17 protein-coding genes are annotated in these 21,296 nt (G+C 60.3%); 12 read left to right on the plus strand and 5 right to left on the minus strand.

The window, feature by feature from the left end; genetic code table 11:
- The first annotated feature begins 17 nt into the window (after nucleotides 1-17).
- The 5 genes from ACP7B0_RS19880 (at nucleotide 18) to ACP7B0_RS19900 (ending at nucleotide 4,901) form a co-directional block, all read left to right on the plus strand.
- A complete protein-coding gene (locus tag ACP7B0_RS19880) occupies nucleotides 18-1,043 on the plus strand; it encodes a TRAP transporter substrate-binding protein (RefSeq protein ID WP_426143330.1) in 1,026 nt (341 codons plus the stop codon).
- Nucleotides 1,044-1,105: 62 nt separating this feature from the next.
- Complete coding sequence (locus tag ACP7B0_RS19885) at nucleotides 1,106-1,633, plus strand: TRAP transporter small permease (protein WP_426143331.1); 528 nt, start codon at nucleotides 1,106-1,108, stop codon at nucleotides 1,631-1,633.
- Complete coding sequence (locus tag ACP7B0_RS19890; protein ID WP_426143332.1) at nucleotides 1,634-2,914, plus strand: TRAP transporter large permease; 1,281 nt, start codon at nucleotides 1,634-1,636, stop codon at nucleotides 2,912-2,914.
- 168 nt (nucleotides 2,915-3,082) lie between these two features.
- Nucleotides 3,083-3,997, plus strand: coding sequence for an EamA family transporter (locus ACP7B0_RS19895; protein WP_426143333.1), 915 nt, complete (start codon nucleotides 3,083-3,085; stop codon nucleotides 3,995-3,997).
- Nucleotides 3,998-4,031: 34 nt separating this feature from the next.
- Nucleotides 4,032-4,901, plus strand: coding sequence for an aldose 1-epimerase (locus tag ACP7B0_RS19900; RefSeq protein WP_426143335.1), 870 nt, complete (start codon nucleotides 4,032-4,034; stop codon nucleotides 4,899-4,901).
- 3 nt (nucleotides 4,902-4,904) lie between these two features.
- On the opposite strand, the gene ACP7B0_RS19905 is transcribed toward ACP7B0_RS19900, so the two are convergent.
- From ACP7B0_RS19905 to ACP7B0_RS19925, 5 genes are all read right to left on the minus strand, one after another.
- Nucleotides 4,905-5,192: a type II toxin-antitoxin system RelE family toxin gene (locus tag ACP7B0_RS19905; protein WP_426143336.1), complete on the minus strand. Its 288-nt coding sequence runs from the start codon at nucleotides 5,190-5,192 to the stop codon at nucleotides 4,905-4,907.
- On the minus strand, nucleotides 5,182-5,421 hold the full coding sequence (locus ACP7B0_RS19910; RefSeq protein ID WP_426143337.1) for a type II toxin-antitoxin system RelB/DinJ family antitoxin: 240 nt from the start codon (nucleotides 5,419-5,421) through the stop codon (nucleotides 5,182-5,184). The genes ACP7B0_RS19905 and ACP7B0_RS19910 overlap by 11 nt, the downstream gene beginning before the upstream one ends.
- A gap of 169 nt (nucleotides 5,422-5,590) precedes the next feature.
- Complete coding sequence (gene aroA / locus ACP7B0_RS19915; protein WP_426143339.1) at nucleotides 5,591-6,853, minus strand: 3-phosphoshikimate 1-carboxyvinyltransferase; 1,263 nt, start codon at nucleotides 6,851-6,853, stop codon at nucleotides 5,591-5,593.
- 182 nt (nucleotides 6,854-7,035) lie between these two features.
- The gene (locus ACP7B0_RS19920) at nucleotides 7,036-7,989 is read right to left on the minus strand and encodes a diguanylate cyclase (protein ID WP_426143340.1); all 954 of its coding nucleotides are present in this window, start codon (nucleotides 7,987-7,989) and stop codon (nucleotides 7,036-7,038) included.
- A gap of 2 nt (nucleotides 7,990-7,991) precedes the next feature.
- Entirely contained in the window at nucleotides 7,992-8,987 is a 996-nt protein-coding gene (locus tag ACP7B0_RS19925) for a response regulator (protein ID WP_426143342.1), read from the minus strand.
- 1,021 nt (nucleotides 8,988-10,008) lie between these two features.
- On the opposite strand from ACP7B0_RS19925, the gene wecB reads away from it, so the two are divergent.
- From wecB to ACP7B0_RS19960, 7 genes are all read left to right on the plus strand, one after another.
- A complete protein-coding gene (gene wecB, locus ACP7B0_RS19930; protein ID WP_426143436.1) occupies nucleotides 10,009-11,244 on the plus strand; it encodes a non-hydrolyzing UDP-N-acetylglucosamine 2-epimerase in 1,236 nt (411 codons plus the stop codon).
- Nucleotides 11,245-11,287: 43 nt separating this feature from the next.
- Nucleotides 11,288-13,501, plus strand: a complete 2,214-nt coding sequence (locus ACP7B0_RS19935) for a hypothetical protein (RefSeq protein ID WP_426143344.1) — start codon at nucleotides 11,288-11,290, stop codon at nucleotides 13,499-13,501.
- Between the two features lie 12 nt (nucleotides 13,502-13,513).
- A complete protein-coding gene (locus tag ACP7B0_RS19940; RefSeq protein ID WP_426143345.1) occupies nucleotides 13,514-15,622 on the plus strand; it encodes a glycosyl transferase family protein in 2,109 nt (702 codons plus the stop codon).
- The gene (locus ACP7B0_RS19945; RefSeq protein WP_426143346.1) at nucleotides 15,619-18,195 is read left to right on the plus strand and encodes an NfrA family protein; all 2,577 of its coding nucleotides are present in this window, start codon (nucleotides 15,619-15,621) and stop codon (nucleotides 18,193-18,195) included. Before ACP7B0_RS19940 ends, ACP7B0_RS19945 begins: the two co-directional genes overlap by 4 nt.
- An 8-nt stretch (nucleotides 18,196-18,203) precedes the next feature.
- On the plus strand, nucleotides 18,204-18,857 hold the full coding sequence (locus tag ACP7B0_RS19950; RefSeq protein WP_426143347.1) for an alginate O-acetyltransferase AlgF: 654 nt from the start codon (nucleotides 18,204-18,206) through the stop codon (nucleotides 18,855-18,857).
- Nucleotides 18,854-19,843: an alginate O-acetyltransferase AlgX-related protein gene (locus ACP7B0_RS19955; RefSeq protein ID WP_426143349.1), complete on the plus strand. Its 990-nt coding sequence runs from the start codon at nucleotides 18,854-18,856 to the stop codon at nucleotides 19,841-19,843. The genes ACP7B0_RS19950 and ACP7B0_RS19955 overlap by 4 nt, the downstream gene beginning before the upstream one ends.
- Before the next feature lie 77 nt (nucleotides 19,844-19,920).
- Complete coding sequence (locus ACP7B0_RS19960; RefSeq protein ID WP_426143437.1) at nucleotides 19,921-20,703, plus strand: hypothetical protein; 783 nt, start codon at nucleotides 19,921-19,923, stop codon at nucleotides 20,701-20,703.
- The last annotated feature ends 593 nt before the right edge of the window (nucleotides 20,704-21,296 follow it).

The raw sequence follows: 21,296 nt of genomic DNA on the forward strand, positions 1-21,296 counted from the left end.
CAACATTGGAGTTATCCATGGATTTCAAACGCACACTTCTCATCGCAGCACTTCCGCTGGCTTTCTGCATGTCTGGTCTGGCTCAGGCAGAAGTCAAAATCAAGTTCGCCGAAGTTCACCCTGCCGGTTATGCGCCGGTCGTGGCCGAACAGAACATGGGTAAAAAGCTCGAAGAGCAGAGCAAAGGCGATATCAGCTTCAAAATGTACGCGGGCGGCGTGCTCGGTTCCGAGAAAGAAGTCGTTGAGCAGGTCCAAAGCGGCGCCATTCAGATGACCCGTGTCAGCCTCGGGATCGTCGGTCCGGTAGTACCGGACGTGAACGTCTTCAACCTGCCGTTCGTCTTCCGTGATCAGGCGCATATGCGCACGATTATCGACGGTGAGATCGGCCAGGAGATTCTCGACAAGATCACCAACTCCAACTTCAACCTGGTCGCTCTGGCCTGGATGGATGGCGGCACCCGTAACCTGTACACCAAGAAGCCCGTGCGTCAGATCTCCGACCTCAAGGGCATGAAAATCCGCGTACAAGGCAACCCGGTGTTCATCGACACGATCAATGACATGGGTGGCAGCGGTATCGCCATGGCCACGGGCGAGATTTTCAGCGCCTTGCAGACGGGTGTTATCGACGGCGCGGAAAACAACCCGCCGACCTACTTCCAGCACAACCATTACCAGAATGCCAAGTACTACACGATGACCGAGCACTTGATCCTGCCTGAGCCGATCGTGATGTCGAAAACCACTTGGGAAAAACTCAAACCCGAGCAACAGGCTTTAGTGAAAAAACTGGCCCGTGAAGCGCAGTTGGAAGAGCGCGTGCTGTGGGACAAGGCAACGGCGGCGGATGAAGCCAAGCTCAAGGCGGCTGGCGTGGAATTCATTTCCCTGACTGCAGATCAGAAGAAAGCCTTCTACGACGCTACCCAGCCAGTTCGCGACAAATACGGCGCGCCGTACAAAGAGCTGATCAGCCGCATCGACGCCGTCAAAACTGACCCGGCTCTGCTCGCGGCAAAAAGCCAAGCTACCCAATAAGTCTGTCTGATAACGCTGCGGGGACGAGCGCAAGTTCGTCCGCCGCCGATGTGGTGAGCCCCATGAAAAATACGTTGCTGCGCATTAACGACACGCTTTATCGGGTCTGCATCGGGATCGCCGGTTTGTCGGTACTGATCATGACCCTGATTATTCCCTGGGGCATTTTTACCCGCTACGTGCTGGGCAGCGGCTCAAGCTGGCCGGAACCGGTCGCCATCCTGTTGATGGTGGTGTTCACTTTCTTTGGTGCAGCGGCCAGTTACCGCGCCGGCGCCCACATGGCCGTCTCCATGGCGGTTGATCGCATGCCGCTTGAGCTACGCAAGGTTGCGTCTCTGGTGGTGCAGATCCTGATGGCCGTGGTCGCGCTGTTCATGATCTTCAAAGGTTTCAAACTCTGTGCCACCACCTGGAACCAGTTCCTCGGCGAAATCCCGGGCCTGCGGGTGGGCATCTCTTATCTGCCGATCCCGGTGGGCGGCATCGTGACGCTGATTTTTATCCTGGAAAGAATTTTCCTGGGTGACCAAAGCCATCGCGCTGTCATGCGGTTCGACGTTGTAGAAGCCAGTGAAGGTGCCGCATAAATGGACGCTCTTATTCTGTTGGGCAGCTTCATAGCGCTCATTCTTGTCGGCATGCCGGTCGCCTACGCACTGGGGCTTTCGGCCTTGATCGGTGCCTGGTGGATCGACATCCCGGCTGACGCCCTGATGATTCAGATTGCCGGTGGCGTGAACAAATTCTCTCTTTTGGCAATCCCGTTCTTCGTGCTGGCCGGGGCGATCATGGCCGAAGGCGGCATGTCGCGCAGGCTGGTGGCGTTTGCCGGTGTGCTGGTCGGATTTGTACGTGGTGGTCTGTCGCTGGTGAACATTGTGGCCTCGACCTTCTTCGGGGCGATTTCCGGCTCCTCCGTGGCCGACACCGCCTCGGTAGGCTCGGTGCTGATCCCGGAAATGGAACGCGCCGGCTATCCCCGCGATTTCTCCACGGCCGTGACCGTCAGCGGTTCGGTACAAGCCCTGCTGACCCCGCCAAGCCACAACTCGGTGCTGTACTCGCTGGCAGCGGGCGGCTCGGTGTCTATTGCCTCGCTGTTCATGGCCGGAATCATGCCAGGCCTGCTGCTCAGTGCGGTGATGATGGGCCTGTGCATGATCTTTGCCCGCAAGCGCAACTACCCCAAGGGTGAAGTCATCCCGCTGCGCAAGGCCTTGAAAATTGCTGGCGAAGCGCTTTGGGGCATGATGGCGCTGGTCATCATCCTGGGCGGCATTCTCTCGGGTATCTTCACCGCGACCGAATCAGCGGCCATTGCCGTGCTCTGGTCGTTCTTCGTCACCATGTTCATCTACCGCGACTACAAATGGCGCGACCTGCCCAAGCTGATGCACAGGGCGGCCCGTACCATTTCCATCGTGATGATCCTGATCGGTTTCGCCGCCAGCTTCGGTTACATCCTGACGCTGATGGAAATCCCGATGAAGATCACGACAGCGTTCCTGACCCTGTCAGACAACCGCTACGTGATCCTCATGTGCATCAACATCATGCTGTTGCTGCTGGGCACCATCATGGACATGGCGCCGCTGATTCTGATCCTGACCCCCATCCTGCTGCCCGTGGTCGCAAGCGTCGGGGTAGACCCGGTGCACTTCGGCATGATCATGCTGGTCAACCTGGGAATCGGACTGATTACGCCGCCGGTGGGCGCGGTGTTGTTTGTGGGCGCTGCGGTGGGCAAGGTCACCATCGAGGCCACGGTCAAGGCACTGCTGCCGTTCTATCTGGCATTGTTCATGGTATTGATGCTGGTGACTTACATCCCTGCAATCTCCCTGTGGTTGCCAAGCGTGGTGTTGTAAGCACCCAAAAAATGAGGCTGGGCGCGACACCTTGTGGGACCGGCTTTAGCCGGGAATATGGTATCGCTGACGATCACATGCGTCAGGCGTACCCACTTCCCGGCTAAAGCCGGTCCCACGAAATCATTTACCCGTCTCCTATTTTCCAGCCAAGGAGGCTGGTTGCTCATGTCCGCTTCTGCGCTGTTCCCCCGTCACATTGCTGTATTGATCCTTGCGCTTCTGGCCTGTGCTTTTGCCGGCAACCACATCGCGGCACGTATCGCTTTCGACCATGACACCGGCCTGTTACTGGCGATTCTCTGCCGCTCGGGCGTGACGTTGCTGGTGCTAACCGGGTTGGTGATGTGGCAGCGCGAACGCCCTCGCCTGACGGCCCGCACGTGGCGTTGGCAATTGCTGCTGGGGGTACTGATCGCGGCGCAAAGCTTTTGCATTTATTCGGCCGTGGCGCGTATTCCCGTGGCGCTGGCCTTGTTGATCGCCAACGTCGCGCCGATCTTGCTGGTGCTGCTGACCTGGGCGCTGGGCGGTCCGGCACCCACCCGCCGTGCGGCGTTGCTGATGGGCTTTATCCTGCTGGGGCTGGTGTTCGCGCTGGACGTTCCCGAGCGCTTGTCCAGCTCGAACACCACTGAAGCCCAATGGCTGGAAGGCATCGCCTTCGGCTTTACCGCAGCGGGCGTCTTTGCCTGTGCGCTGTGGATCACCGATCATAAACTGTCGAGCATGCGCGGCACCGTGCGCAGCATGTTGACCATGCTGATTGTGTTCAGCGCCGCCGCCCTGGCGGGCTTCAGCGGGCTGTTGCCGGGCGGCCTTTCGTTGCCGGGCACGTCCACTGGCTGGATGGCGCTGGGTTGCCTGGTGGCGCTGTATGGCTTGGGCTTTTCCCTGCTGTTCATCTGCATGACGCGCCTGGACATGGCCCGTAACGCGCCGGTCATGAATATCGAGCCGGTCGCCAGCCTGCTGTTCGGCTGGTTGATCCTGGATCAATTGCTCAGCAGCGGACAAGTCGTCGGCGGCCTGATCGTGGTGACCGGCATCGTGTTGCTGACCTGGCGCCGCGCCAACCCGTGAGCCGTCATTCCTTTAACCCATTCGGTAAATCGTCATGCAGCCTCAGACCTTGACCCTCGACGATGGCGTGACGCGCCTGACCCTGGCCCCGCAAACCGGCGGCAGTATCGTCAACTGGAGCGTGCTGGCCAGCGGTCAACCGTTGTTGCGGCCCAGCGATGAGCAGGCCTCGAACGCCGGGACGCCGCGCAAGCTGGCGTGCTATCCCCTGGCCCCCTGGTCCAACCGCATCGGCAACGGCGGCTTCGAGAACCCGGCGGGTTGGCTGGCCCTGGAACCCAACAGCGCCAACGACCCTCTGCCGATTCATGGCAGCGCCTGGCAGCAGCCCTGGCACGTGATCGAGCAAACCGACCGGCATGCCTGCCTGCAACTGGACAGCGCAATCCCGTTCGCCTATCGCGCGCAGCTGCGTTACACGCTGGATGAAGGCACGCTGACCATCGCCCTCAGCGTCACTCACCTGGACTCGCGCGCTGCCTGGCATGGCCTGGGCCTGCACCCGTATTTCCCGCGTACCGCCAACACGCAGCTGCGCGCTCAGGCCGAGCACGTCTGGTTATGCGATGACGCGGGCCTGCCAACGCATCTTGAGCACCTGCCTGCCCACTGGGATTTCAATGCGTTGAATGTTCTGCCCGATACACGTCTGGACAACGGTTTTACGAGATGGGACGGCAATGGTCTGATCAGTCAGCCGGACTTGGGCTATGAGCTTGAATGTCAGGCGACCGGCAGTCATTTCTTCCTGGTCTTCTGCCCGCCCGGGCTGGATTTTTTCTGCTTCGAACCGGTCAGCCATCCGGTCAACGCCCATCACCTGCCAGGGCATCCGGGGTTGCAGTTATTGCAGCAGGGGGAAACGGCGGCGTTGAGTTTCAGGTTGCGGTATCGGGGGGTGTGAGTGCTAACTCAAACGCTCGGCGGCTTTGCGATAGGTCTGCTCGCGCTCACGTTTATCGAGAGCGATTACAAATACCACGACATCCTGATCAATCACTTGATAGATCAAGCGGTAACCACTGCTGCGCAGCTTTATCTTGTAGCAGTCGGGTAAGGCATGCAGGCGGTTGGCTTCAATACGCGGATTAAGCAGAATGGCGGCCAGCTTCTTTTTAAGTTGCTGACGCACGGGGTCGCCCAGTTTTTGCCACTCCTTTAACGCACGAGCATCGAACTCAAGGCTATAAGTCATCCAATGAAACCTTGACCCGTTGAGGCGCTACCAGTCGCTCGCGGACTGTAGCGATCAACGCCTCGTCTTCTTCGGTCATCAGGACCGGGCGAAAGGGCAGCTGGCCCCGCTCCGCTACATATTGCAAAGCCTGGCGCATGAGTTCAGAGGGAGTGACTCCCAGTTTTTCCAGCTCACGGTAGGCACGAGCCTTAAGATCGTCGTCAATGCGGACGTTAATAGATGCCATGAAAATTGCCCCCATGTAATGACATTCGCCTTTACATTAAATAAAAAAGACGCGCTGGCAATACAACCGTTGGAGCGAGGCTTGCCCGCGAAGAACGATAACGCGGGGTGCCTGCACTGCGCAGGTGATCTGGTTCGCGGGCAAGCCTCGCGCCAACGGATTTATTGACTCAGTCAGTGCGCTTTACCTTCACCCCCAACGACTGCAACGCATCCCAGTAACCGGGATAGGTCTTGCCCACGCAGTCGGGGTCGAGGATGTGGATGCCAGCGATTTTCAGGCCGGCCAGGGCGAAGCACATGGCGATGCGGTGGTCGGAATGGGTGTCGATCAGCGCGTCCACGGTTTGCCCGGCCAGTTGCGGGTTGGCGTGGACGATCAGGTCGTCGCCTTCCTCCACTGCCAGACCCGGCGCGATGGCGCACAAGCCGTGGGACAGCGCTGAAATGCGATCACACTCCTTGACCCGCAGGTTCGCCAGACCCACAAAACGCACCGGCTGATTATTGAACGCCGCCAGCACGGCCAGCGTCGGGATGGCGTCCTGCATTTGCGAGCCGTCGATCACCGCCGGCATGTTCGGGAAGCTGTCGATCAGTTGGCTGGCCAATGCGTCCGGCTGAGTGAAGTCCTGCGCCGCGACGCCCAGATCAATCGCGCCGTCGGTCAGCGCCTGGGCCGCCCACAGGTACGTGGCCGCCGACGCGTCAGGCTCGATATGGAAGTCGGTTGCCTGATAGCCGGTGGCAGCCACTTTCCAGGCCGTATCGCCCATGGCTTCAACCTGGGCACCAAAGGCTTTCATCGCCGCCAGCGTCAGGTCCACATAACCCCGCGCGCCGATGTCGCTGCCGGTCAAGGCCACTTCCACCGGGCCTTGACCGCACGCACCGGCCATCAACAAGGCCGACACGTATTGACTGGACAGGTTGCCGTCGATTTCGATGCGGCCCGCCGCGAGTCCGCCCCGGCCTTTGATCGAGACCGGCGGGCAGCCGCTGGGCGCGCTGATCTCCACGCCCATGCGCTGCAGCGCGTCCACCAACGGACCAATCGGGCGCTTGCGCATGTACTCGTCGCCGTCGACCACGAACTCGCCCTGGAAATTGGCCAGCGCGGCCGTCAAAAAGCGTGTGGCTGTCCCCGCATTGCCCAGGAACAGCGCTTGTTGCGGCGCGTGCCATTGGCCTGTGCTGGTGACCACGAAGGTGCTGTCGTCAGGCTCATCGACCTGTACGCCCATCAGCCGCAAGGCTTCGGACATCACCCGTGTATCATCGCTCTTGAGCGCTCCGCTCAGGCGACTGGTGCCTTTGGCCAGACCGGCCAGCAACAGCGCGCGGTTGGTAATGGATTTCGAGCCAGGCGGGCTGACACGGCCGATCAATGGCCGGTCCACCGGAAATACAGTGAGAGTGGATGAAGGTCGCATGATGCCCCTGATCGTCGCCGGAAAAATCGCGATCCTACCAGTAATGGCCCTTGTCCAGAATGCGGGCCTGCATAAAGCCTGATATTTCGGGGCCGCGCCTGAGATTTCGGCCGCACATAGATAGCTAGCTATCTAGCTATCCATATGCATATATCCCTGTTTCAGCCCGTCACAGAAGGGGTTCAACCGCGCACGGACACCTGATTGCGACCGTTTTCCTTCGAGTCATAAAGCGCTTGATCGGCCCGCTCGATCAGGGATTCATAGCCCTCTAAAGGTTGGCTCAGGTCTGCCACCCCGAGGCTGATCGTGCACCGAATACGCTGCCCTTCATGCTCGACAACCTCGGCCTCGATGGCCTGGCGCAGACGCTCACTGAAAACGCGGGCGCCCTCCTTGTCCGTATCGGGTAGCAATACCGCGAACTCTTCGCCACCGTAACGTCCGACAACATCGGTATCACGGGCATGGCGGCGGATCACCTCGGCAACCCGCCGGATGACCGCATCACCGGCCTGATGACCATAGGTGTCATTGACCCGCTTGAAGTGGTCGATGTCGATCATCACCAGCGAAGCATTGGAGGCGTAGCGACTGTGCCGGGCATATTCGCGCTTGACGGCTTCCTCCCAGTGACCACGGTTGTACAACCCCGTCAGGTGATCGGTGCTGGAAAGCTTTTGCAACTGGGCGTTGGCGGCCTGCAACTGGTGACGGTTGGTGGCGACGTCGGTGACGTCATAGATCACCAGGCAGATGTGGCTGATTTCACTGTTGGTGGAGCGCAGTGGAAACAGGGTGGTGTTCTGGTACATGAAATCTTCCTGCCCGGTAATCGGCTGGTAGTTCTTGAACCGCATCAGGTAGGGGCGTTGCTCCCAGATCGTGAACGCGGGTGTACCCAGGGTCACCACGTTCTCGATTTTCTTGCTGAACCACTGCTCATTGATTTCAGGGAACAGCTTGAAAAAAGACTGACCGGCCGCTTCAGAGGGCAAGACACCCGAGCGGTTTTCCATGAAGTTGTTCCAGACCTGCACGCAGTAATGCCTGTCGAGTACCACAACACCCACGTCGATGCTCTGGGTGATCGCCAGCATCCAGTGAAGCTCATTGAGATCGAGACGGTCGTTCATGGTCAGCTCATCAGGTAAGCGAGTTTGCGGGTCAGCAGCTCTACCGAGTCTTCGGTGAACAGCATCAGCAGATCGAAATGAATGTTATGGCCTTCGAGGCTGTAGCTGATTTCCACGGCCAGGGTTTTCTTCCAGCGCTGCTGATTGATGCGAATCAACTCGTCGATGCCACCATGAGTGCCGAGTACTTGCGGGTGGCCCTGGGAAAACTCCACGTCGATCTGCTCGGCAATGCCACTCAGACAGGCACCGATCAGGATCGTGGACAGGTCCAGGAGCATTTCCATGTCCGAGTATTCAGCCGAGTCACGCTGCATCAACTGACCCATGTCGGCGATTTCAGAGTCATGGAAAATCAGCAACGCTTCCCCGGCGATACCTTCCCCGATATACCCCTGGCATACCGCCGTCAGCCGTTCGCTGCTTTGGGCATCGGCCAGCGCCATGTGCAACTCACCGACTTCAAGCATGTTGACGTTGGGCACCGGCAATTGCACGAAGACCCCAAGGACCCGCGCCAACAGCGCCGCCGCACGGCCCATCGCCACGTTGACGGTTTCGCGGAACGCATCCTGAAAGCTGATCAGGCCCGTGTTGCCCACCGGGACCACGGCCTGCTGCGCAGGCGCGCCCATCAGCCCGAGTCGACGCAGAGTTGCCTCAAGCTCCTCAGGATCAGCCGGTTTTTTCAGAAACGCCAGGGCGCCCAGTTCCATGACGCGGCGCACGGCTTCTTCCTGAACGTCGCCGGAAACCACGATGATGTTGGCCGTCAGGTTCTCTGCACGAATGGCCGCCAATGCCTGGTAGCCATCCATGACCGGCATCGTCAAATCCAGCAGCATTACCTGACCCAGGCCCTGGCGAACCGCATCAAGGCCTTCCTGTCCATTGGTGGCCATGGTGACCGACACGCCCCAATCGGCGGGTAACGCCCGCAATAACTGCTTGCGCGCCATGTTTGAATCGTCGCAAATCAGTAGGGGAATCATGGGCATTGCGTTCTTTCTCACTGCAAAAGAGTTTCAGGCGGACGTTCGAAAGCATGGGCGGGTTTTATCTCAACGACGAGTAAATGAAACACGTCCACGCCCAAGCAGCTTTGACCCATGCCTTCATAACACTTCAATTGAGTAGAATATTCACCCATTACGCTTACTGTTGAGCTGCATGCAATATTTGTGCAAGGCGCACGCTCGGCAGTCAAGGCCTCAAGCCTCGTCATGCCGCCGGTGGACCGTGAGGGCAAAGATTAAGGGTCCTGTGCAGCACGCAAAAGGTAACATCCGATGCCCTTGATTCCGATTAGCCATCAGGGTGTGTGACTCATACTCAGGTATATTTTCAGGGGCATGACCTCTAGGTCATGCGCCACGACAGGAACTATCCCTGCAGCTCCCTTCTGACGGCATTGATATTCCTGAGTATTTGCAGACACAATTGATATCAATAGGCCATTATTTGTTCAATCATGAATCCCTCTGCTTTTTTAATTAAATTCTTGCCACCAGACTTTTATTGTCCGACACTCCTCCTCGGGCCTGACAATATACAGGCGTCATTCCCGTGACTATCAAGCACCCAAAGATATTTGCACTATCCTTGCACTGATTTTCGCGACATCGGCCCATATAAAAAGATCCATATTTACAGACGAGCGGTATTGGCAAATTACCAACCCCCTGTAAACAAAGGACAAAACGCTAAACAAGAGGCATCTAAGGTACTCCACTTTCCGCCACACAAAACCTTCTAAAGACCCACCCCTTATATAAAAGTTTCACACTTCAGAATTAAATAGATAATTCGCATATAACGCTTTGCAGTTATCGCCATCGGTGTTATTAATCCGGCCTGTTCCGGGGTGCAAGGCAATGCGCCATCTCACACGAAGTGAATCCAGTCTTCATACTGATCAAGTCCCGGCCCGTTAAAAACTCATTACGCTAGTTACTCAAGTTGCCATTGCGCCTTGAGTAGTGGCTGTGCGGCGCACGAAAATTGCGCGAGGAGGGCATCATCGCTCGTAGTCATTCAAGGCTTAAAATCCTGTCGATTTTCGGCACACGTCCAGAAGCCATAAAAATGGCGCCATTGGTCAAGGCCCTGGCTGCGGAACCGGGTATTCATTCCCAGATCTGCATCACCGGTCAGCACCAAAGCATGCTTAAACAGGTGCTGGAGCTGTTCGACCTGAAAGCTGATTTCACTCTGGATGTAATGACGCCGCATCAGACCCTCAACTCGCTGACAGCCGCGCTGTACGGGGCAATTGATCCCGTTCTGGAAATCACCCAGCCCGATCGTGTGCTGGTGCATGGCGACACGACGTCGGCCATGGTGGCGTCGATGTGTGCCTTCCATCGCCGCATTCCCGTGGGCCATGTGGAAGCCGGTCTGCGCACCGGTGATATCTACAGCCCATGGCCGGAAGAAATGAACCGCCGCTGCATCGACCTGAGCGCCGATTTGCTGTTTGCCCCCACCGAAGAATCGCGGCGCAACCTGCTGGGCGAACGCTTGCAAGGGCGCACGTTTGTCACCGGCAACACCGTGATTGATGCCCTGCAATTGACGGCTCAACGCATCGAGCAAGACGCCGCGTTGCGCGCAGACCTGGATCAGCAGTTTTCCTTCCTGCAGGCCGACCGCAGAGTCTTGCTGGTGACCGGGCATCGTCGGGAAAACTTCGGCGACGGCTTCCTCGATATCTGCAAAGCCTTGCGTCACCTCGCACAGCGCAGCGATATCCAGATTGTGTATCCGGTGCATTTGAACCCCAATGTTCTGGGCCCTGTGACGGAACACCTGGGCGACCTTCCCAATGTGCACCTGATCAAGCCACTGGATTACCTGGCGTTCGTGCGTCTGATGCAGCGCGCCCACGTGATTCTGACCGACTCCGGCGGCGTTCAGGAAGAAGCACCCTCCCTGGGCAAACCGGTACTGGTCATGCGCGACGTCACCGAGCGGCCCGAAGCCGTGGCGGCCGGCACCGTGCGCCTGGTCGGCACATCGCCGGACTCCATTATCAGCGGCGTCAATGCGTTGTTCGACGATGATCTGTTGTGGCGTCGCGCCTCCCAGGCGGCCAACCCTTACGGCGATGGCCAGGCCAGTTCGCGCATTGTCGATGCGTTGATGGGCCGTCCGGTCAGCGATTTCGTGGTCGGCCAGTTGCAGTTGCCCAAGTACCTTGAGCATGACCCGACCCGCCCGGCATCGGACGACCATCGGCCGGCATCCACTTATTAGTCACAAACGTACACCCCCTCTATTTCGCTTGAGATCTGCCTGAATGAAGTCTTCCGTTGCCATACAAACGGGCGCGCTCAGCGCCCTTGCCTGTGGCGTGAGCCTGCTCGCGCTCATGCCGACTTTTGCCCTGGCGGCGGACAGCCCGCTCACCCAGGCCATCAATCGACTCAACGCTGATACGCATCAGCAACGCGAAATTCGCCTGAGCGATCTGGGGATCGACGCACCGATCATCCTGGGTTCCACCGATTCGCGCCGTGAGCTGTACCTGCCGGTTCCGGCGGGCGTGCCGCTCACCGATGCGTCACTGACGTTCGATGCCAGCTACCTCAATGGCGAAGGCGGTCGCAACACGTTGCTGTTGTCGCTGGACGGCTACCCGGTACGTGCCGAAGGGCTCAGCGAAGCCCAGGGCAACGCCAGCTCGGTATTGGGCGTGGACAAGGCCGCTCGCGACAATGGCTCGGTACGCCTGGGCGTGGCCTGGTCGTCGATCGTGTCCCGCGTGTTGTGTGAAGACGAACGCGCCATCGGCAACGTCTTGCGCATCGAACCGGACACCCGCCTCAATTACAGCTACGACGCCAACCTGTTGCAGGACGTGGGCGCCGCCTGGACCGCATTGCCCGGCAAACCCGGCATCATGGTCGCCCCAGGCAGTTTGGCGGCCGGCAGTTACGACGCCGCCTGGCGTCTGGGCGTGGCACTGGAGCGGATCGGCAAACACGCCCGCATCCTGCCCTTCCCCGGCGTACAGGACAGCGTAGACCTGAGCGGCCTGCGTATCCCGGTCGAGCTGCAGAACATTCCGGCCTTCGCCAGCCTCAATGGCAAGGGCACTTATACCCTGGCCAACCCGGCGGAAATCGGCGCGCTGCTGATGCTGGGTCAAACCCCCAACGTGCAGGCTGACCTGGCGATCAATGATCCGCAGTTGCTCAAGGCGATCAATGAATCCCTGGACGCCTTGCAGAGCCAGATTCAAGGTCTGGACGCCGCTGCAGGCACCGCGTTCACCCAATGGCGTGATCGCCATGTGAATGCCGGTCTGGCCGCCAAGGGCACGGACAATGTGCGCCTCGCGTTGCTGGGCACACGCCTGGTACTGATGATCGCGCCGGAGGCCACCGGCAAGGCCATGGCCCTGTTCAGCACGGCCTGGAACAAGCTGGCACGCAGCCGCACCTTGACCGTCAGCGAAGCACAAATGCCGTTGAGCGCCGATGGCCGCGTGGCCCTGGCCAATCTGGGCGGCAACCCTGGCACCATCGACGTGCTTGCCAAGTCCGACTGGAGCGCTTCGTTCCCGCTGGGCAGCGTCGCTTATGACGGTCGTCTGCCGGTCAAGGCCGTGGTGGATGTCGCCGCCGCACCGGGCGCTTCGGACACCGCACCCGTGGCGTCGGTGTTTCTCAACGACTACCTGATTGGCGCGCAACAACTGATTGCCAACGGTGAAAAACAACGCATCGAAGCGCGTATCCCGAGCTATGCCCTGGGCTCCACGAACGTGCTGCGTGTGTCGTTCCAGCGTCAGCCGGTCAGTGATCGCTGCCTGGAAACGCCTCAGGCGTTCCCGGTCTCGGTGCTGCCAACCAGCCACATCGTGCTGGAAAAAATCGCCCTCAATGACGGCTTCTCCGGCATGGCGGCGCGCTTCGCTTCGAACACACAAGTCCTCGTGCCTCAGGCGTACCTCGATCACCCGGCCAGCAGCTTGCCGCAGGTGATTTCGGTGGCGGACGGTGCCGGTGTTTCGCCGCTGCGCGCAGAACTGAAAGTCAGCGCCGATCCAAAAGCGACAGTCACGCCCGACAAAGCCTTCCTGGCGTTCGAGTTACCTCTCAAGGACAGCAAGGAATCGGTGCAGGTCGATGACCAAGGCCGCCTGCGCATCAATCACAAGGATGAGCCGTTGCTGGACCTGCATCCCCTTAACCATCTGGCTTCGCTGCAAGCCGTCGATGCCGGTGGCCAGCACGGTCTGGTCTATCGCACCCTGGGCAGCGATGCGCCTGTCTTCGCCAAGCCAGTGCTGTTGACCCGTGGCGACGTGGCGATTCTGGGGGACAACGGTGCCTTGACCACCTTCGACACCCAGGACCCGAGCGGCAGCCAGTTCATCGAGAAAGAAGAGCCCAAGGGCCTGGACGCCTGGCGCACGCCTTCGCTGTTGTGGCTGATCCCCGGCGGCATCCTGTTGGTGCTTATCCTGATGCTGGCTGGCCGTAGCGCCCGTCGCAATCGCCAGTAACGGAAGCCTTCGATGACGTCGCTTTATTGGCCCTACTGGCTGGCCCATTACTACAGTTTCCTGGAAGTCGCGACCATTGTGGTCGCGGTACTGATCCTGATTTCCAGTCTGGACGATCTGTTCATTGACCTGTGGTACTGGTCTCGCCGCCTGTTCCGCAAGTTCACGGCAGACCGCAAATACCGGCCGCTGACGGCCGAGCAATTGATGGCCCGGGATGAGCAGCCCCTGGCAATCATGGTCCCGGCCTGGCTGGAATACGACGTCATCGCGCCGATGATCGAGAACATGGTGTCGACCCTGGATTACCAGAACTATGTGGTCTTCGTCGGCACCTACATCAACGATCAGCGCACCATCGATGAGGTGGAGCGCATGCGTCGGCGCTACAAACAGTTGCACCGCGTGGAAGTCCCTCACGCGGGGCCGACCTGCAAGGCCGACTGCCTCAATTGGGTGATCCAGGCGATCTTCCTGTACGAAGAAACCCACGGCACGACCTTCGCCGGGGTCGTGCTGCATGACAGCGAAGACGTGCTGCACCCGTTGGAACTGCGCCTGTTCAACTACCTGTTGCCCCGCAAGGACATGATCCAGTTGCCGGTCGTGTCCCTGGAGCGCAACTGGTACGAATGGGTGGCGGGCACCTACATGGACGAGTTCGCCGAATGGCACGGCAAGGACCTGGTGGTCCGCGAAAGCATGACTGACACCGTGCCTTCGGCCGGCGTCGGCACCTGTTTCTCACACCGTGCGTTGCGCGTGCTGGCCGGGGAAACCCAGAACCAGCCGTTCAACACCGACAGCCTCACCGAGGACTACGACGTCGGCGCGCGGCTGGCCAAGGTCGGCATGAACGCGATCTTCGTGCGCTTTCCGGTGCAGTTTCGAGTGCTGCGCAAATCCTGGTTTCGCAAACCTTACGAATCCACCCTGAAGATGCCGCTGTGTGTGCGCGAATTCTTCCCGGACACCTTCCGCACGGCGTTTCGTCAAAAAGCGCGCTGGACCCTGGGCATCGGCCTGCAAGGCTGGGAACAGATGGGCTGGAACGGCTCGCTGGCCAACCGTTATCTGCTGTTTCGGGATCGCAAAGGCGTGGTGACGGCGTTCGTCAGCATCCTGGCCTACGTGATTCTGGTGCAGTTGGTGGCGCTGATCATTCTGCGTCAGAGCGGGCTGTGGGACGTGAGCTTCCCGACGCCGTTCGAAGCCAATGGCTGGATCAAGTATCTGCTGATTGCCAACGGTATCGCTCTGGGCTGGCGCATCCTGCACCGCTGCTACTTCACCACGGTGCTGTACGGCTGGCAGCACGGTTTGCTGTCGATCCCGCGCATGGTCGTCGGCAACTTCGTCAACTTCATGGCCGCCTCCCGGGCGTGGCGTATGTTTCTGGTGGGCAAGGTGCTCAATCGCAAGCTGGTCTGGGACAAGACCATGCACGATTTCCCGTCCACCGACCTGGTGGCCGCCGCACCGCGCAAGCTGGGCAGCGTGTTGCTATCCTGGCAAGCCATCAACGACACCCACCTGCAAACGGCACTGGACGAACAGCAGACCCGGCACATGCCACTGGGCCGCATCCTGCTCAGCCACGGCTGGCTGGATGACGAAACCCTGGCCGAAGCCATCGCGTTCCAGAACGATCTGCCCCGGGTTTTCGATGTCGCCCACAAGGCTGACCCGTCACTGTTGAGCGATGAGTTCGCTCTGCGCTGGCGCGTGGTGCCGTTGGGCATGAACGAGGAGGGCCGCGCGCAAATCGCCGTCGCCAGCCCGCTGTCCGACGAAGGCCTGCAACAGATCAGCGATGAACTGGGCAGTGAACCGGTGCAGTTGATCGCCCGGGAAAGCGAAATCGTCGCGCAGTTGCGCGAGGTGAACGCTCTGGAAGGTCAGGCCGTCCCGAATGCCCGTGCGCCGCTGTTGGGCGACCTGCTGATCGAGATGGGCCTGCTGAACCGCGACGTGTTCAGCCGCGCCATGCTCAATTACCGCCCGCAGCATCACGGCCGTATCGGCGACTATCTGGTCGACATCGGCGTGCTGCCCCGCGCCACCATCGAACAGGCCGTGGCCCGTCAGCACAGTCATTACCCAACGGAGCTTCCGGCATGAACCGCCCCTTCCTGACGCTGATGGCCACGGGGTTGTGCCTGCTGCCTGCACTGGCCCATGCGGAAATCCTGCCGCTGCCGTTGACCGGTCCGGCTTACCAGGCCGCCAACGAAGCCTACAGCGCCTACGATCGCAAGGACTACGACCTGGCCATCGCCAAGGCCCGTGAAGCCTTGCGTCAGCGGGCGGACGTCACCCGTTTGAATCGGTTGATCGTGCAGGCGCAACGGGACAAGGCATTGCGCGATAACCCCAAGCGCTACCCGAAATCCACCGCTCAGGCGCGTCAGGCCCCCGGTTTCAATGCGGCGGCCCAGGCGTTCAAGGCGTATGACCGCGACGACTTCGGCGTTGCCGCCCAGTCAGCCCGCAAAGCCATCGCCCAGGCGCCCCGGCGCATGGACTACCGGTTGCTGCTGATTGAAGCCTTGCAGCGCCAACAGCATCTGCAAGAAGCCGATCAAGCCACCACTGAAGCCCTTCGGGTCTTCCCGGATGACGACAGCTTGCTGATGCGCCGCGAAGCCATTCGCCGCCAACTCGCCGCGCCTTTGGCGATTGCGGGTTATCGCGCTCTGGAAGCCGGCAATCTGCCCCTGGCGGTGGACCAAGCCCGCAAGGCCGTGGCCTGGTCCCCGGAAATCGGCGCCCATCAACAACTGTTGATCAGCGCTCTGTTGGCGCAGAAGGATTACCGCGCCGCTGAACAGGCCGCCACCGGCGCGCTGGCTCAGGACGACGGCGAGACCGCGCCGTGGATTCTGCGCAGCTACGCGCTGGACCGTCAGGGCAAGACTCAGGCCGCCCAGGCTGACCTGAATCAAGCCCTGGCCATCGACGGCCTGCTGGATTCGGAAGTACGCGAGATTCGCTTCTTCGCCGCCGATCTGGCGCTGGCCAACAACGAGCCTCAACAAGCGCTGGACCAACTGCAAAAACTGCCCGCTGACGACAGCGGTGAGGTGGCCCGCCGCCGTGCCATTGCACAGGTCGCACTGCGCCAAAAGAACAACGGCCTGAAAACCGCGACACGCTTCCCTGCCCCGGCGCTTAACTGTCAGGAAAGCGCGTTCGGGCTGGTCTGCGACATCTGGCCGGGCAATCAGCGCGATGGCGGCACCGACATCGCCGTGCAGGCTTATGCGGCGCTGGCCCGCAAGGACGCGGCCTCAGCCACGACCCTGGCCAGCGAAGCCATTCGCCGCGCCCCGCAAAACCCGGCTTATCGCAGCCTGTTGGTCAGCGCCTTGACCGACCAGAAGCGTCTGCCCGAAGCAGTGGCCGCCGCCAGCGACGGCCTGCAAGCCACTGGCGATGACGCCCGCTTGCTGGCCCAGCGCGGTCGTCTGCGCCAGCAAACCGGTGATGACGCCGGTGCGCGCCGGGACTTCACCCAGGCCCTGGCGCTGGGCAGCCTGCCCACTTATGAAGAAGCCAGCCTTTACGCTGCGCTAGGTCAGCGCCGAACCGCCCGGGAACGCTTGCAGCAAGCCCGTACGGCGGGCGAACTGGACGGCATGAGCGATCTGCAGGTGGCTTATCTGTCGGTTCAGGCGGGTGACGATGACGCCGCCCACGAGTCATTCCGCAAGGCTGATATCGCCACGGGCCTGACGCCGACCGCCACACAGGATGCGGCCTACACCGCCATGCGGGTCAACGACGACGAGCACGCGGTGGGTTACTTCAAGCGGGTCATCGACGCGGAAAAATCCGGCGAACTGGACATGCCCGCCCAGCAGTTGTTCGATACCCGCCGCGCCGTGGCGGATGTCTCGCGCACCTGGGGCCTGATCAGCACCACCAGTTATCGCGGCAACAGCTCCACCAGCGGGCTGAGTTCGGCCCCCAGTACCGGCGGCAATAGCGGTGGCAGCAACAACAGCAGCACCGACAGCCTGCAAAACAGCACCGAACTCTCGTGGCGTCCGCTGGGTTACCGCAACGCCCGCTTCGTCGAGCTGTACGGCCGTGTCACCGACACGCTGTGGAGCAAGAACGGCGATTCGGACACGGGCCTGGATGCCCTGCAAGGCGCCCTCGGCGTGCGGGTCAAACCCTTTACGTCCCTGAACGTCATGGCCGCCGTTGAACGCACCTTTCCCCTGGGCTCGTCCAACGTAGATGGCGACTGGCTGTTGCGTCTGGGTTATGGCTCCAGCATTGGCACCGACCTGCGGGTCGATACGCCGAGCTGGTGGACGTCGCAGTTGTTCGCCGAGGCCGGCCATTACGTCAATGACTCGCGCAATTACTTCAACAGTGAATGGCAAGGGGGCCGCAGCTACGCCATCGGCGGCACCGGCTCGCGCTGGGTAACCTTCCCGCACGTGGTGGCCGCGTTCGACTACGACTCCAAGATGGACAGCGAAACCCAGTCCGACGGCAGCGTTGACTATTCCTCCGGCCGGGCCGCAGGCGTCGGTCTGGGGAACAACGTGCGCTACTGGTTCCGCGAGGACGCCTATAACGCGCCGCAATCCTATGTGGATTTTTCGCTGCAATACCGAGTGAAGGTGTTTGGCGATGACCGCGCCAAAGGTGTGTTCGCTCGCCTGACCTACTCCTATTGAGGACTTTTATGCACCTTCGTATCTGCGCGGGGCTCGGTTTGGGCCTGGCCTCGACACTGGCTCAGGCCGCGCCTGAAATTGCCCAGCTCTACGCGCCCAAACTGCCGGAAGGCTCGGCCTGGGTGCGGGTGGTCAACCCCTCCGACACGGCCGTGCAGGTGCGCGTGGATCAGAAGCCGGACATGACCCTGTCGGCGCAGTCCGTGATTGCCAGCCCGTTTCAGGTCGTGGATTCCCGGCAGCCGCTGCACGTGACGGTCAACGGTCGCGAGATCAAGGGCCTGAACGTGCCAAAAGACGCTTTCGTTACGCTGATCCTCGACAGCCATCCCGGCGCAGCGCCACGGGTAGTGATTGACCCGCAACCGCGCGGCAAAGACCTGCGCGCCGAGCTCAACGTCTACAACCTCAGCACGGGCTGCAAAAAAGCCGACATCAAGCTGGCCAATGGCTCAAGCGTGTTCAGCCAACTGTCCTTTAACGGCCAGGCGCAACGCACCATCAACCCGGTGCAGGCGACCTTGATCGCCAGCTGCGATCAGGCTGCCGGCCTGCCGCTCAAACTTGAGCCCTTCAAGGCAGGTGATCGCTACAGCCTGTTCCTCGTCGGCTCGCGCCAGACCCCACGCCTGATTGGCCTTGTTGACCAGACTGCCCCATGACTAGCCACGTAAAACCTGAAGGTTCCATGCGCCGCCTGCCCCTGCCCGCCCTGATTGCTGGCGTGCTGTTCAGCCTGTCGGGCACCGCCGTGCACGCGGCCTCGTCAGTGATCACCGGTAAAGACGGCTGGCTGTTTCCCGCCTGGGAAAGCCTGAACAAGGTCGATAACGCCGGCACCGCCCGCAGCATCGGCCTGATCAAAGACGTGAAGCAGCAGCTTGAGCGGGAAAAAATCGCCCTGGTGGTGTTGGTGGTGCCCATGAAAGCGCCGTTCTACGCCCAGCGACTGCCGGCCGATCAACCGTTGAGCCCAGCCGTGGCGCAGCGTTACGACCGCTTGCAGAGCGAGTTGAGCACCGCGGGCCTGACCACGCTGAACATCAAGCCGATCCTGCAGCAAACCGAGCAAGGCAAGCAGACCGCGTTCTACCGCGCCGACTATCACTGGACCGCCTGGAGCGCCGAGAACACTGCCGACGCCACGGCGAAGCTCATCACTGGACGCTATCGCCTGCAAGGCGAGCCCGGTGGCGGCGCCGTGCTGGGCGAGTGGTTCGACAAACGCGCATTTGGCGACCTGGCCAGCAACTTCCTGCCCGCCGTGAAGCGCAAGGCGATCGGTCGCGACATCTACACCGTGCGCCATCAGGTGGAAAAAGACCTGTTGATCGACGACGCTCCCGCGCCGGTTCAAGTGATCGGCAACAGCTTCGTGCAGCCTTATCTGGGCTACACCCAGAAGTTGTCCAACGCCCTGGACCGCCCGGTCAACCTGACCTGGAACCCCGGTGATGTGGGCCCGTGGGCCACGCTGCTGCAATACCTGGAATCCCCGGACTTTGCCCAGCACAAGCCGCAGGTGATCGTCTGGCAATTCAATGAGGGCCAGTTTCATCTAGGCCCCGACGCCGCCGCCAACTGGAACGCCAAAGGCGTGACTTCAATCAGCCAGTGGCACCAGCGAATCAAGAAGGCGCTGCCTTGAAGGTTTTCGGCAAAACCCTCAGCCGTGCCACTCTGGGTGTTCTGCTGCTTGCAGCGACGCTTGGAACAGGTACCGCCATGTTATACGTCACTGCTTTGAAACCGCTGGACCCCGGCATCGTCGGCATCGTCTGGCAACCGGACAACAAGACGGTCGGCATCAAGGGCGACTGGCAAAAACTCGGCGCCCGGGAGCTGCTGGTGCAATGGACCGTCGTCGATGACCAGGCCTTCGTGCCCGGAACCGGCCTGCCCAGTGTGCCGGTGCTGCCAGACTGGGCGCGCATCGCCAAAGAGCCCTGGGCTCAGGATGTGATCGTTGGGCTGGCCGGTTACTTCAGCGAAAACCGCTCGCGGGACAACATCGAGCAATTGGCGGCGGTGTCCGAACGCATTGCCAAACTGCCGACGCCGCTGCACGTTACCGGCTGGTACTTCCCGGCGGAAGTCGACCCCAGCTGGACCCGCGCCAAGGAGCTGCCAGCGCTGCTGGCCAAGCTGCCGCGTCCGTTGTGGATCAGCGTCTACGACGGCGCCAACATCGGCCCCGCCGCCACGGCCGACTGGCTCAAGCAATGGTTGCCGGACGACATCGGCGTGTTCTTCCAGGACGGCGTCGGCGTCTATGCCCGCACCGCCCCCGTGGCCCGCACCTATGCCGACACCCTGCGCGAACGTCTGGGCAAGGACCGGGTGCGTATCATCGTCGAAGCCTTCCGCCCCAACTACGGCGGCGGCTTTCGCTCCGCCACGGCGGCCGAGCTCAAACCGCAACTGGCGGCTTACGACGGCTACCCGCTGTACCTGTTCGACGGCCCGCATTACGTGACGCCGGAGCTGGTCAAAGCGCTGGCGAAGTAACCCTGCCTTGACCGGTCTGAGCCGGGGTGCATTGCCCCGCCATGCCCCCATCAGACCTGGTCATTCCGGCATGACGCGATGGCTGGGCCTTGCTGAATCCGAATCTCAGCGTTTTGCCAACTCAGTACAATCATCCTGCGAAAGAACCCTGAATATATAAGGTAGCCAGCTAATGATTAGTGTGGACAGTGAATCTATTAATTCAAATATTGGATCCAACTATACAAGTAAGACCACCCCACTGGATCATCACCCTTACTCCCTTAGAACGTTGAAATAGAAACTGCTGATTGCTATGCATTCGTATTAATAATCTTCAGAGAAATAATTACTTAACTACTCCCCGACACATCGCTAACAAATATAAATACATTCGATACCTAAGTAGCATATACACCACTAATGGCAAATTGAAACTATGGCAATGCCTTGGTGCACATTCTGCCGCCCCTATTAGCAGCCATTCATTGTTTCTGAAAGCAGTACAGGAACCTGACCCATGAAATTCAAATCCCTACAAGCGCGCATTTGTACAACCGCCGGTGTCTGCCTTTTTCTTTCGTGTACCAGCCTTGTTTTATATGGACTTTATT

The sequence above is a fragment of the Pseudomonas sp. DWP3-1-2 genome (assembly GCF_049896285.1).
Lineage (GTDB): Bacteria > Pseudomonadota > Gammaproteobacteria > Pseudomonadales > Pseudomonadaceae > Aquipseudomonas.